Consider the following 12,236-nt stretch of genomic DNA (forward strand, 5'->3'; position numbering starts at 1 on the left):
GGGGACATGGTCACACCATCGTCCCCATTTGCTTTTGTGGAATCGCTGTTCGAGCGCATCGGCGAGCGCCTTCAGCCGCCGGCCTGGGCCATCCACGAAGTCCAGCACCGCGCCGTGCTCTTCCTGAACCATGTGCTGCAGCAGGAGCCCGAAGCGCAGGATCGTCTGGCAAGGCAGAAGGGGCGGGTGGTGCTCTTCCGTTGGCGCAACCTGCACATGCGTCTCGTCGCCACGCCGGCCGGCCTGCTCGACGTGGCACCCGAGGCGGCCTTGCCCGACCTGACGCTGACCATCACCGAAAACTCGCCGTTCGCCCTGGCCGGCGCCCAGTTGCGCGGCGACAAGCCCAAGGTCGAGATCGAAGGCGACGTGCAACTCGCCGCCGAGGTCAACTGGCTGGTCGACCACGTGCGCTGGGACGTCGAGGACGACCTGGCGCGCCTGATCGGCGATGCGCCGGCCCACGCCGTCGGCAATGCGGCCCGCAAGGTGGCTGGCGCGCTGCGCCAGTTCGTGGACCGCGCTGCACGGCCGCGGTCTTCCGGCGGCAGCGCCGAATGAGGCGCATCGCCCGCGGCTTCTTCATCGTCTGGGTCGCACTGCGCTACGGCCTGGACGAGCTCGTCCTCACCAGCTTCCAGAATCCGCTGATTCGCCGGCTGGCGCGCATCCTGACGTTGGGCCGGCGCCTGGAGGCGCCGCGCGGGCAACGCCTGCGCGAGGCACTCGAAAGCCTGGGCCCGATCTTCGTCAAGTTCGGCCAGGTGCTGTCCACGCGGCGCGACCTGCTGCCGCCCGACATCGCCGATGAGCTCGCCTGGCTGCAGGACCGTGTGCCGCCCTTCGACTCGGCCATTGCCGTGGCGACCATCGAGCGTGCCTTTCGCCGGCCCATTGCCGAGATCTTCGAGCAGTTCGACACCACGCCGGTGGCGAGTGCCTCCATTGCGCAGGTGCACTTCGCCACCCTGCGCCTGCCCGACGGCAGCCTGCGCGAAGTCGCCGTCAAGGTCCTGCGCCCGGGCATGCGCAAGGTCATCGACAAGGACCTGGAGCTGATGGCCATGATGGCCGGCTGGGTCGAGGGCCTGTCGGCCGACGGCAAGCGGCTGAAGCCGCGGCAGGTGGTTGCCGAGTTCGACAAGTACCTGCACGACGAGCTGGACCTGGTGCGCGAGGCGGCCAATGCCGCCCAGCTGCGGCGCAACATGGCCAAGCTCGACATGCTGCTGATCCCCGAGATGTTCTGGGACTGGTGCCATCCCGAAGTGATGGTGATGGAGCGCATGAAGGGCGTGCCCATCGCCCAGCTCGACCGCATCCGTGCGGCCGGCGTGGACATCAAGAAGCTGGCCCGCGACGGCGTGACCATCTTCTTCACCCAGGTGTTCCGCGACGGCTTCTTCCACGGCGACATGCACCCGGGCAACATCCAGGTGAGCCTGGCGCCCGAGACCTTCGGCCGCTACATCGCGCTGGATTTCGGCATCGTGGGCACGCTCACCGAGTCCGACAAGGAATACCTGGCGCAGAACTTCGCCGCCTTCTTCCGCCGCGACTACAAGCGCGTGGCCGAGCTGCACCTGGAAAGCGGCTGGGTGCCGCCCGGCACGCGCATCGACGAACTGGAGGCCGCCATCCGCACGGTGTGCGAGCCCTACTTCGACCGGCCGCTGCGGCAGATCTCGCTGGGGATGGTGCTGATGCGCCTGTTCCAGACCTCGCGTCGCTTCCATGTGGAGATCCAGCCGCAGCTGGTGCTGCTGCAGAAGACGCTGCTCAACATCGAGGGCCTGGGCCGCCAGCTCGACCCCGAGCTGGACCTGTGGGCCACGGCCAAGCCCTTCCTGGAGAAGTGGATGGCCGACCAGATCGGCCCGCGCAAGCTGTGGGAGCAGCTGCGCGCCGAGGGCCCGCGCTACGCCAAGCTGCTGCCGCAGCTGCCGCGCCTGCTGCACGACTACCTGGCGCAGCGTCCCGGCGACGACCGCCGCGAGCTGCAGGAGCTGCTGGCCGCCCACAAGCGCACCCACCGGCTGCTGCAGGCCGTGATCTGGGGTGGCACGGGTTTTGTATTGGGCGTGCTGGTCATGCAGGTGCTGCCGCGGTTGCACTGGCTCTGAGCACTTTCCTGCCTCTTCTTTCCGGTTCCAACAACAAGCCTTCATCGAGGAGAACCCGTCGTGCTGCTGTCACTGGTCATCGTCTACCTGCTGGTCACCATCGGCATCGGCCTGTACGCGGCCCGGCGGGTGAAGAACACGACCGACTTCGCGATCGCCGGCCGGCATCTGCCGTTGTTCATGATCGTGACCACCACCTTCGCCACCTGGTTCGGGTCGGAGACGGTGCTGGGCATCCCGGCCAAGTTCATCGAGGGCGGCCTGGGCGGCGTGGTGGAAGACCCGTTCGGCGCCGGCACCTGCCTGATCCTGGTCGGCCTGTTCTTCGCCGGCAAGCTCTACCGCATGACGCTGCTGACCATCAGCGACTACTACCGCGAGCGCTATGGCCGGTTCATCGAGGTGGTGTGCTCGCTGATCATCATGCTGAGCTACCTGGGCTGGGTGTCGGCGCAGGTCACGGCGCTGGGGCTGGTGTTCAACCTGCTGTCGGGCGGCGCGGTGAGCGTGCCGTGGGGCATGGTGATCGGCGTGATCTCCATCCTGGCGTACACGCTCTTCGGCGGCATGTGGTCGGTGGCCGTCACCGACTTCGTGCAGATGATCATCCTGGTGGCGGGCCTGTCGATCATCGCGGTCTTTGCGGGCAACATGGCGGGCGGCGCCGACAAGGTGATCGACCTGGCGGCGAGCAAGGAGCTCTTCAAGTTCTGGCCCGAGCCCAGCTGGCACGACATCGTCTTCTTCTTCGCTGCGGCCATCACGATGATGCTGGGCTCCATTCCGCAGCAGGACGTGTTCCAGCGCGTGATGTCGGCCAACAACGTGAAGGCTGCCACGCGCGGCCCGGTGATCGGCGGCGTGGCCTACATCCTGTTCGCGGCCGTGCCCATGTTCCTGGTGGCGAGCGCGCTGATCATCATGCCCGAGCAGACCACGGCGTTGCTCAAGGAGGATCCGCAGAAGGTGCTGCCCACGCTGGTGATGGAGAAGATGCCTTTCATCATGCAGGTCTTCTTCTTCGGCGCGCTGCTGTCGGCCATCAAGTCCACCGCCTCGGCGACGCTGCTGGCACCCAGCGTGACCTTCACCGAGAACATCTGGCGCCAGTTCCGTCCCCAGGGCACGGACCGCGAAAACCTGCGCACCATGCGCATCACCGTGCTGGTGTTCAGTGGGGCGGTGCTGGCCTATGCCATCCGCATGCAGGGCACCTCGATCTACGAGCTGGTGTCCGGCGCCTACCAAGTGCCGCTGGTCGGCGCCTTCGTGCCGCTGGTCTTTGGCTTGTACTGGAACCGGGCCACCACGCAAGGTGCCGTGGCCGCCGTGCTGCTGGGCGTCGGCGTCTGGCTGGCCGGCCTGGCGCTGCCGTGGGGCGAGGTGTTCCCGGCGCAGCTGGCCGGCGTCCTCGCCTCCGCGGCGGGCATGGTGGTGGGCTCCCTGATGCCGCAGTGGGTGGCCAACCGGCGCATGCCGCACCGGATGCTGGCCGGGGAATAAGGCGCGACAAGGGCAGGCCGTCGAGGCGTCCGGCTGGGGAAAGCCCGGGGTCGGCGCCTATAATCGTCGGCTTTGCGCGGCGGCCGCCGGCCGCCCGTTTCACGTCTTTTCAGCAGCTTTTTCCATGCCCATCTACGCCTACAAATGCAGCGCCTGCGGCTTTGCCAAGGATGTGCTGCAGAAGATGTCGGATGCGCCGCTCACCGTCTGCCCTTCCTGCGGTGCGGCCTCGTTCAGCAAGCAATTGACCGCTGCCGGCTTCCAGCTCAAGGGCTCCGGCTGGTACGTCACCGATTTCCGTGAGGGCGGCTCCAACACCGCCAAGTCCGGCGGCAACGCCCCGGCGCCGGCCCCCGCCAGCGGTGATGCCGCGGCGCCCGCGCCTGCAGCGGCCTCGCCGGCGCCTGCTGCGCCCGCCCCGGCTCCGGCGCCTGCCGCCAAGGCCGACTGACCCTCGCCTCGCACACCGCACCATGCTCGCCCTGCGCAAGTGGCTCCTGTCCGGCCTCCTGGTCATCGTGCCTCTGGCCGTGACCCTGGGCGTGCTCAACTGGATCGTCGGCACCCTCGATCAGACCTTGTGGCTGCTGCCCGAGGATTGGCAGGAATGGCTGTCCGCCCACCGCATCCGCGGGCTGGGCGTGCTGCTCACGCTGGCCATCCTGCTGGCGGTCGGTGCCGTCGCCAGCAACTTCATCGGCAAGCGGCTGCTGGGTTGGGGCGATGCACTGGTGCGCCGCATCCCGGTGGTGCGCTCCATCTACTCCAGCGTCAAGCAGGTCTCGGACACGCTGTTCTCCGAGAGCGGCAACGCATTCCGCACCGCGGTGCTGGTGCAGTGGCCGCGCGAGGGCATGTGGACCATCGCCTTCGTCACTGGCGCGCCCGGTGGCGATGTGGTCAACCACCTGCATGGCGACTACCTGGGCGTGTACGTGCCCACCACGCCCAACCCCACGGGCGGTTACTTCGTCATGCTCCGGCGCAGCGACTGCATCGAGCTGAAGATGAGCGTGGACGAGGCGCTGAAGTACATCGTCTCGATGGGCGTGGTGGTGCCGGGCGGCCCTGCCGCGCTGCCCACCAAGCAATCCTGACATCACAAACAAGAAGGCGCCCCGCGCGGGGCGCAGGAAGCAAAGCATGGCCATGCGTTCTCACTACTGCGGTCTCGTGACCGAGGCCCTGATGGGCGAAACCGTCACCCTGTGCGGCTGGGTCAATCGCCGCCGTGACCATGGCGGCGTGATCTTCGTCGACCTGCGCGATCGCGAAGGCTACGTCCAGGTGGTGTGCGACCCCGACCGCGCCACCACCTTCGCCGCCGCCGAAGGCCTGCGCAACGAGTTCTGTGTGCAGGTCAAGGGCATCGTCCGCGCGCGGCCCGAGGGCACCACCAACGACGGGCTCAAGAGCGGCAAGATCGAGGTGCTGGCGCACGAGCTGAAGGTGCTCAACCCCTCCGTCACGCCGCCCTTCCTGCTGGACGACGACAACCTGTCCGAGACCACGCGCCTCACGCACCGCGTGCTCGACCTGCGCCGCCCTGCGATGCAGAAGAACATGATGACGCGCTACAAGGTGACGATGGAGGCGCGCAAGTTCCTCGACGCCAACGGCTTCATCGACATCGAGACGCCCATGCTGGGCAAGTCCACGCCCGAGGGCGCGCGCGACTACCTGGTGCCCAGCCGCGTGCACGACGGTGCCTTCTACGCGCTGCCGCAGTCGCCCCAGCTCTACAAGCAGATGCTGATGGTGTCGGGCTACGACCGCTACTACCAGATCGTCAAGTGCTTCCGCGACGAGGATCTGCGCGCCGACCGCCAGCCCGAGTTCACGCAGATCGACATCGAGACCTCCTTCCTCACCGAGGACGAGATCCGCGACATGTTCGAGGGCATGATCCGCAACGTCTTCCGCAACGTGGCCGACATCGACCTGGGCGTGTTCCCGGTCATGAGCTACGGCGACGCCATGTTCAAGTACGGCTCCGACAAGCCCGACCTGCGCGTCAAGCTCGAGTTCACCGAGCTGACCGAGGTGATGAAGCGGGTGGAGTTCAAGGTCTTCTCCGGCGCGGCCAACATGGACGGTGGCCGCGTGGTGGCCCTGCGGGTGCCCGGTGGCGGCGCGGCCGAAGGCGGCCTGTCGCGTGGCGACATCGACGGCTACACCGAGTTCGTCAAGATCTACGGCGCCAAGGGCCTGGCCTACATCAAGGTCAACGACTGGTCGCTGGGCCGCGAGGGCCTGCAGAGCCCGATCGTGAAGAACCTGGACGACAACGCCCTGGGCGAGATCATCGCCCGCACCGGCGCGCGCAACGGCGACCTGATCTTCTTCGGCGCCGACAAGGCCAAGGTGGTCAACGACGCCATCGGCGCCCTGCGCGTGAAGATCGGCCAGAGCGCCTTCGGCCGCAAGAACGGCCTGTTCGAGGATCGCTGGGCACCGCTGTGGGTGGTGGACTTCCCGATGTTCGAATTCGACGAGGACAACCAGCGCTGGAGCGCGGTGCACCATCCCTTCACCAGCCCCAAGGACGGCCACGAGGACCTGATGGACACGGCGCCCGAGAAGTGCCTGGCCAAGGCCTACGACATGGTGCTCAACGGCATCGAGATGGGTGGCGGTTCGGTGCGTATCCACCGCGAAGAGGTGCAGAGCAAGGTGTTCCGCGCCCTCAAGATCTCGGCCGAGGACGCGCAGCTGAAGTTCGGCTACCTGCTGGACGCGCTTCAGTACGGCGCGCCCCCGCACGGCGGTATCGCCATCGGCCTGGACCGCCTGGTCATGCTGATGACCGGCGCCGATTCGATCCGTGACGTGATCGCCTTCCCGAAGACGCAGCGCGCGCAGGACCTGCTGACGCAGGCGCCGAGCGCCGTGGACGAGAAGCAGCTGCGCGAGCTGCATATCCGCCTGCGCAACGCGCAACCTGCCGCCTGACGCGCGGCCCCCGGCTGCCGTGCTCCTTTGCACAGGGGCGCGGCAGCCGGGCACAGCGGTCGGCACACCATGGTTCCAGACGCAACGCTGCCGGCCTACAAGATCCCGCAGTCGGTGCTGGTGGTCATCCACACGCCGGCGCTGGAGGTGCTGCTGATCCGCCGGGCCGGCATCGCGCCCGCCTTCTGGCAGTCGGTGACCGGCAGCAAGGACTGGCCCGAGGAAAGCTGGGCCGCCACCGCGGTGCGCGAGGTGGCCGAGGAGACCGGCATCCGCTGCGGCCCCGGCACGCCGCTGGCGCTGCAGGACTGGGGCCTGGAGAACGTCTATGACATCTACCCGCGCTGGCTGCATCGCTATGCGCCGGGCGTGACGCGCAACACCGAGCACCTCTTCGGCCTGTGCGTGCCCGAGGCCGTCACGCCGGTCCTGGCACCGCGCGAGCACGATGCCTGGCAGTGGCTGCCCTGGCGCGAGGCGGCCGACGCCTGCTTTTCCCCTTCCAACGCGGAAGCCATCCTGCTGCTGCCACAATTTCGCGCATGACTGCTGCGCATGCCACGAGCGATCCCGGGCGGGCCGAAAGCGAGTTCGGCGCCCTGTCGACGCTGAGGGTGGCCACCTACAACATCCACAAGGGCGTGCAGGGCGTGGGCCCGGCGCGGCGGCTGGAGATCCACAACCTGGGCCATGCGGTCGAGCAGCTCGATGCCGACCTGGTGTGCCTGCAGGAAGTGCGCAAGCTCAACCGCCAGGGCGAGCGTCGCTTCGCCCGCTGGCCGGAGCAGCCGCAGGCCGACTTCCTCTGCCCCGAGGGCTACCGGGCCGTCTACGAGACCAATGCCTACACCCGCCACGGCGAGCACGGCAATGCGCTGCTCACGCGCTGGCCGGTGGTGCGCCATGGCCATGAGGACATGTCCGACCACCGCTTCGAACAGCGCGGCCTGCTGCATGTGGAAGTGACCCTCGGCAGCCAGCCGGTGCATGCCATCGTCGTGCACCTGGGGCTGATCCGTGGCAGCCGGGTGCGGCAGGTGGCGCAGCTGCAGCGCTACATCGAACGCGAGGTGCCCCCCGGCGAGCCGCTCGTGGTGGCCGGCGACTTCAACGACTGGGGTGCGCGCATGCGGCCCGCCATGAACGATGTTGGCCTGGTCGATCTGGTGATGCCGCGCTGCGCGACCTATCCCTCGCGTTTGCCGCTGGCGCAGCTGGACTTCATCTACGGCCGGGGGCTGCGGCCCGTGTCGCTGTCGGTGCCGCGCGGGCGCATCTGGGCCCGCATGTCGGACCACCTGCCGCTGGTGGCCGAGTTCGCGTTGGACTGAATGTGCAGGCAGCCGTGGTGCGCTACGCGAGGCGCACCATGGTCGGATCACAGCGGCCCATGGCGGTACGTGGGATTGGGCGCCGCGCGCCCGTGGTGAAAAAACCCTGCTGTTACGATTCCGCCCCATGTTGATCCCCGCCCAGCCTGAGGACCGTTCCGCCGTTGCGGCGAGCGACGAGGGCACGCCCGTCTCCGTCAAGATCCGCGAGCGCCTGAAGGCCGCACGGCATCGCTTCCACGCCAACGACAACATCGCCGAGTTCATCGAGCCGGGCGAGCTGGAGGCGCTGCTCGACGAGGTCGAGGTCAAGATGCGCGATGTGCTGCACAGCCTGGTGATCGACATCGACAGCGACCACAACACGGGCAACACGGCCCGCCGCGTGGCCAAGATGTACCTCAACGAGGTGTTCCGCGGCCGCTACGTGCAGGGGCCCAGCCTCACCGAATTCCCCAATGCCGAGCGGCTGAACGAGTTGATGATTGTCGGCCCGATCACGGTGCGCAGTGCCTGCTCGCACCACTTCTGCCCCATCATGGGCAAGCTGTGGATCGGCGTGATGCCGAACGAGCACACCAACGTGATCGGCCTGTCCAAGTACGCGCGCCTGGCTGAATGGGTGATGGGCCGGCCGCAGATCCAGGAAGAGGCCGTGGTGCAGTTGGCTGACCTGATCCAGGAGAAGACCCAGCCCGACGGCCTGGCCCTGGTGATGGAGGCCGAGCATTTCTGCATGCAGTGGCGCGGCGTGAAGGAGACGGACAGCAAGATGATCAATTCCGTCATGCGCGGCGTCTTCCTCAAGGACCCGAACCTGCGCCGCGAATTCCTCGCGCTGCTTCCACGCAAGGGGTGAATGCCATGCTCGTGCGCCTTCTCTATGCCAGCCGTGCCGTCGACGTGTCGCCGGGTGCGCTCGACAGCATCCTGTCCACCGGGCGGGCCCACAACACGGCGTCCGGTATCACGGGCATCCTCTGCTACGGCGGCGGTGTGTTCCTGCAGGCGCTGGAGGGTGGGCGCACGGCGGTCAATGCCCTCTACGCCCACATCCTGCGGGACCCTCGCCACAAGGACGTGGTGCTGCTGCACTACGAAGAGATCCAGGAGCGCCGCTTCGGTGGCTGGACCATGGGCCAGGTCAATCTCAACAAGCTCAACGCGAGTACGGTGCTCAAGTATTCCGAGCGACCCGAGCTTGATCCGTATGCCGTTTCGGGCAAGGTCTCTCTGGCGCTTCTCGAAGAGCTGATGGCCACGGCTGCCATCGTCGGCAGGCCCTGAAGGTCATCGCTGCCGCGGCGGCAGTCCAGCGGGCGATGCGCCTGGTCGGCTGCGACTTCTCGAGCACGCCCACGCGCCGCAAGCCCATCGTGCTGGCCTGGGGGCGGTGCGATGGCGACGAGGTGATCGTCGAGGCGCTGGAATGCTTTCCGACGCTGGACGCCTGGACCGACCGCCTCGCCGCCGAGCCGGCGTGGGTCGGCGGTTTCGACTTTCCCTTTGGCCTGCCGCGGGAGTTCGTGCTGGCCCAGGGCTGGCCGCTGGACTGGACGGCCTGCATGGCGGTCTACGGCGGATGGAGCCGTGCCGAGCTGCGTGAGCGATTCATCGCCTTCTGCGCAGCACGCCCGGTGGGCGGCAAGTTCGCCCACCGCGCCACCGACCGGCCGGCCGGTTCGAGCCCCTCGATGAAGTGGGTCAATCCCCCGGTCGCCTGGATGATGCATGCGGGCGTGCCGCGACTCCTGGCGGCTGGCGCGCGGCTGCCGGGGCAGGGCGGCACGCCGGGCTCGCCCAAGGTCGCGCTGGAGGCCTATCCCGGGCTGGTGGCGCGTGACCTGCTCGGCACGCAAAGCTACAAGAGCGACGAGCGCGCCAAGCAGACGCCTGATCGCCTGGAGGCCCGGCAGCGCCTGCTCATCCATCTGGCGGCCGGCAAAGGGCGGCTGGGCCTGCGCCTCGCCTTGTCGAGCGAGCTCCGCGAAGTGCTGGCCTGCGATGGCAGCGGGGACTCGCTGGACGCCGTGCTATGCCTCATGCTGGCAGCCTGGGGCGCGCAGCGCGCCCAAAGCAAAGGGCCGGGGTATGGACTCCCGGCCCGGATGGACCCGCTCGAAGGCTGGATCGTCGGCGCCTGACCGGCGCGCTGTGAGCGGACGAGGGCTTACTGGCCCATCCAGTCGCTCAACTCGTCAGCATGCTCTTCCTCGTCGGCGAGGATCTCCTCGAGCATGCGGCGGGTGGTCGGGTCCTTGTCGCCAATCAGGGCCACCATCTGGCGGTAGCTCTCGACCGCGATGCGCTCGGCCTTGAGGTTGGCACGCACCATGGCCTGCAGATCCTTCGACTCGTCGTAGTCGGCATGGCTGCGCTTCGACAGGCTGTCGGGCTGGAAGTTGGGCTCGCCGCCCAGTTGCACGATGCGCTCGGCAATGCGGTCGGCATGAGCGGACTCTTCGTTGGCATGCACCAGGAATTCGTCGGCAATCGCCGGCGACTCGACGCCCTTGGCGGTGAAGTAGTGGCGCTTGTAGCGCAGCACGCACACCAGTTCGGTGGCGAGCGCGTCATTGAGCAGCTTGACGATGTCGTCGCGCCACGGGCCGTAGCTGGGCGTCACGGCGCCATCGTCCAGGCTCTTGGCGGCGGCATCGATGGCCTTCTGGTCGAGTTCGAGGCGCTGGCGGGCTGCAAGGGTGTCGTTCATGGCATTTCCTTTCGTGGGGGAGGTTCTGGTTCTGGGCGGGACATGGCCAAGGTGGTGATGAGGTCGGCCACATCGGAGGTGCGCAGCAGCAGTGCCAGCAGCGCGGTGCCGGACAAGAGCCGCCATGGGCGGGTCAGCGCGAGCACCGAACCCGCCGCAGCCGCTCCCGCCACCAGCTTGGCAGGATGCCGGCTGGCGTAGCCCTGCAACAGAGGGTGCGCAAGCTGCCCGGCGGCGTGCAGGGGATGCCGCTGCCACCAGCGCTGGGCCATGTTGCGGCCCATGTCCAGCCAGGGCAGCTTTCGCAGCACGGACGCGCCCCGCGCCGCCACACCTTGCCTTGGACCCGTCGCGTGGCCGCGCTGCGGCGGAGGAGGCGGGATGAGCGCATCCAGCAAAGCCAGCCGAGATTGGGCAAGGCGCTGCTCGGGTGTCAAAGGCAGCGCGGTGTCATCGATGCGTTCAGCGATCGGCATGGCTGCTTTCGGAGAGGGCGTGGAGTACCTGCATGTCTTCGGCCGCCTGGTTCTTCAGTCCGGCAAAGAGGGGGAGCTGAGGTGGCCTCAACGCGAGTGCGATCCCCACGAGCATCAGGACCAGTGCCACGCCGGGCACGATCAGCAGCACCCACTCGAAGCGCCCGTGGAGCACGCCCAGCATCACAGCCACGCCACCCCACCCCAGCGTGAACAAGGCGCCGAGCAGGGCGATGGCGCCGCCGATGGCACGCGTCACCACCGAGCGGCCGGCCTCCGCCACCTCGACCTTGGCCAGGGCGACGTAATTCAAGAGATGGCGCCCGACCAGCGCAGGATGTCGCAGGGCTGCGGAAATGACAGGATGGAGCATGTGCGGTGGTCGGTACGCCTGGGCGTCGATCAGTAGTCGTCGCCGCTGCGACGGCTGGCAAGCACGATGAGCGCGGTGATCGCGGCACCCGCCGCCGCCGCAATCAGCACGGAACGGACGGGCTGGTCGGCGATATAGCGGGTCGTCACCGTGGCGGCCTCGCCGAAACGTTCCTGGGCACGGCTGGTGGTCTTCGATGCCGCTTCCAGGCCGCGTTGGACGGCCTGCTGAACGCGCGAAGCGATCTGTTCCACCGTCGGCTCCACCTCGCCGCGCAGCTGCCGCACCTTTTGGCCAGTCGCATCGACGGCGTTCTTGGCGTAGGTGCGCGTGCTCTCGGCCGCATCCTGGGCGGCGCCGCGCAGTTCGTCGGCAAGTTGGGAGGGGGTCTTGGCGGTCGAGTTCATGGAGAAGTCCTTGTGGATGGGATGGGAAAGAAGTCAGCCCGCCGGCCGTGGCCGGCGTGCAAAGATGCTAGCGCCTCAACGCCGGCGCAACAGACCCGCGATGAAGCTGGCGATCGTCAGGATGGCGAAGATGACGAACAGGAGCTTCGCGATGCCCACGGCGCCGGCGGCGATGCCGCCGAAGCCGAACAGCGCGGCCACCAGTGCGATGACGAGGAAGACGACGGTGTAGTGCAGCATGGCAGGCTCCTTTCATGCCGGTGCCCACCGGTACCCTGGAGCGGGACCGCGGTTGAAGGCACCTTGTGTTTGCCGATGACGAGAGCTTAAGGAGCAGGCCCGCCCCGGACCTGTCAGC

The 12,236-nt window shown here is 67.9% G+C and carries 16 protein-coding genes; 11 read left to right on the forward strand and 5 right to left on the reverse strand.

The features are described 5' to 3' along the window. The first annotated feature begins 6 nt into the window (after positions 1-6). The 11 genes from ACT54X_RS10875 to ACT54X_RS10925 all read left to right on the forward strand — a co-directional run bounded on the left by ACT54X_RS10875 (position 7) and on the right by ACT54X_RS10925 (position 10,053). On the forward strand, positions 7-561 hold the full coding sequence (locus ACT54X_RS10875) for a ubiquinone biosynthesis accessory factor UbiJ (RefSeq protein WP_476346462.1): 555 nt from the start codon (positions 7-9) through the stop codon (positions 559-561). After that, positions 558-2,123, forward strand: coding sequence for a ubiquinone biosynthesis regulatory protein kinase UbiB (gene ubiB, locus ACT54X_RS10880; protein ID WP_294376900.1), 1,566 nt, complete (start codon positions 558-560; stop codon positions 2,121-2,123). The genes ACT54X_RS10875 and ubiB overlap by 4 nt, the downstream gene beginning before the upstream one ends. Positions 2,124-2,183: 60 nt before the next feature. Beyond that, the gene (locus ACT54X_RS10885; RefSeq protein WP_476346464.1) at positions 2,184-3,626 is read left to right on the forward strand and encodes a high affinity choline transporter 1; all 1,443 of its coding nucleotides are present in this window, start codon (positions 2,184-2,186) and stop codon (positions 3,624-3,626) included. A gap of 124 nt (positions 3,627-3,750) precedes the next feature. Then, on the forward strand, positions 3,751-4,077 hold the full coding sequence (locus ACT54X_RS10890) for an FmdB family zinc ribbon protein (protein ID WP_294376895.1): 327 nt from the start codon (positions 3,751-3,753) through the stop codon (positions 4,075-4,077). 22 nt (positions 4,078-4,099) lie between these two features. After that, positions 4,100-4,723, forward strand: a complete 624-nt coding sequence (locus ACT54X_RS10895; protein ID WP_354321975.1) for a DUF502 domain-containing protein — start codon at positions 4,100-4,102, stop codon at positions 4,721-4,723. Positions 4,724-4,769: 46 nt separating this feature from the next. Beyond that, positions 4,770-6,578, forward strand: a complete 1,809-nt coding sequence (aspS, locus tag ACT54X_RS10900; RefSeq protein ID WP_294376891.1) for an aspartate--tRNA ligase — start codon at positions 4,770-4,772, stop codon at positions 6,576-6,578. Positions 6,579-6,647: 69 nt separating this feature from the next. After that, positions 6,648-7,124 (forward strand): dihydroneopterin triphosphate diphosphatase, encoded by a 477-nt coding sequence (gene nudB, locus ACT54X_RS10905; RefSeq protein ID WP_354321976.1) that lies wholly within the window; start codon positions 6,648-6,650, stop codon positions 7,122-7,124. Continuing rightward, positions 7,121-7,909, forward strand: a complete 789-nt coding sequence (locus tag ACT54X_RS10910; RefSeq protein WP_294376886.1) for an endonuclease/exonuclease/phosphatase family protein — start codon at positions 7,121-7,123, stop codon at positions 7,907-7,909. The genes nudB and ACT54X_RS10910 overlap by 4 nt, the downstream gene beginning before the upstream one ends. 127 nt (positions 7,910-8,036) lie before the next feature. Continuing rightward, entirely contained in the window at positions 8,037-8,768 is a 732-nt protein-coding gene (gene folE / locus ACT54X_RS10915; protein ID WP_294376882.1) for a GTP cyclohydrolase I, read from the forward strand. A gap of 5 nt (positions 8,769-8,773) precedes the next feature. Further along, positions 8,774-9,196 carry a BLUF domain-containing protein gene (locus tag ACT54X_RS10920; RefSeq protein WP_354321977.1) on the forward strand — a complete coding sequence of 141 codons (423 nt, stop codon included), beginning with the start codon at positions 8,774-8,776 and terminating at the stop codon, positions 9,194-9,196. Between the two features lie 35 nt (positions 9,197-9,231). Beyond that, entirely contained in the window at positions 9,232-10,053 is an 822-nt protein-coding gene (locus ACT54X_RS10925) for a DUF429 domain-containing protein (protein WP_294376877.1), read from the forward strand. Positions 10,054-10,079: 26 nt separating this feature from the next. Here the strand turns inward: ACT54X_RS10925 and ACT54X_RS10930 are convergent, their stop codons facing one another. The 5 genes from ACT54X_RS10930 to ACT54X_RS10950 all read right to left on the reverse strand — a co-directional run bounded on the left by ACT54X_RS10930 (position 10,080) and on the right by ACT54X_RS10950 (position 12,118). Then, entirely contained in the window at positions 10,080-10,622 is a 543-nt protein-coding gene (locus ACT54X_RS10930) for a ferritin-like domain-containing protein (RefSeq protein ID WP_294376875.1), read from the reverse strand. Then, on the reverse strand, positions 10,619-11,098 hold the full coding sequence (locus tag ACT54X_RS10935) for a hypothetical protein (protein ID WP_476346469.1): 480 nt from the start codon (positions 11,096-11,098) through the stop codon (positions 10,619-10,621). Before ACT54X_RS10935 ends, ACT54X_RS10930 begins: the two co-directional genes overlap by 4 nt. Continuing rightward, positions 11,085-11,471, reverse strand: coding sequence for a hypothetical protein (locus ACT54X_RS10940; protein ID WP_294376870.1), 387 nt, complete (start codon positions 11,469-11,471; stop codon positions 11,085-11,087). The genes ACT54X_RS10935 and ACT54X_RS10940 overlap by 14 nt, the downstream gene beginning before the upstream one ends. Before the next feature lie 29 nt (positions 11,472-11,500). Next, a complete protein-coding gene (locus tag ACT54X_RS10945) occupies positions 11,501-11,878 on the reverse strand; it encodes a hypothetical protein (RefSeq protein ID WP_017761761.1) in 378 nt (125 codons plus the stop codon). A 75-nt stretch (positions 11,879-11,953) separates the two neighbouring features. After that, the gene (locus ACT54X_RS10950) at positions 11,954-12,118 is read right to left on the reverse strand and encodes a DUF1328 domain-containing protein (protein ID WP_017761762.1); all 165 of its coding nucleotides are present in this window, start codon (positions 12,116-12,118) and stop codon (positions 11,954-11,956) included. Positions 12,119-12,236: the final 118 nt, after the last annotated feature.

Source organism: Pseudacidovorax sp. DMC4 (assembly GCF_056314265.1).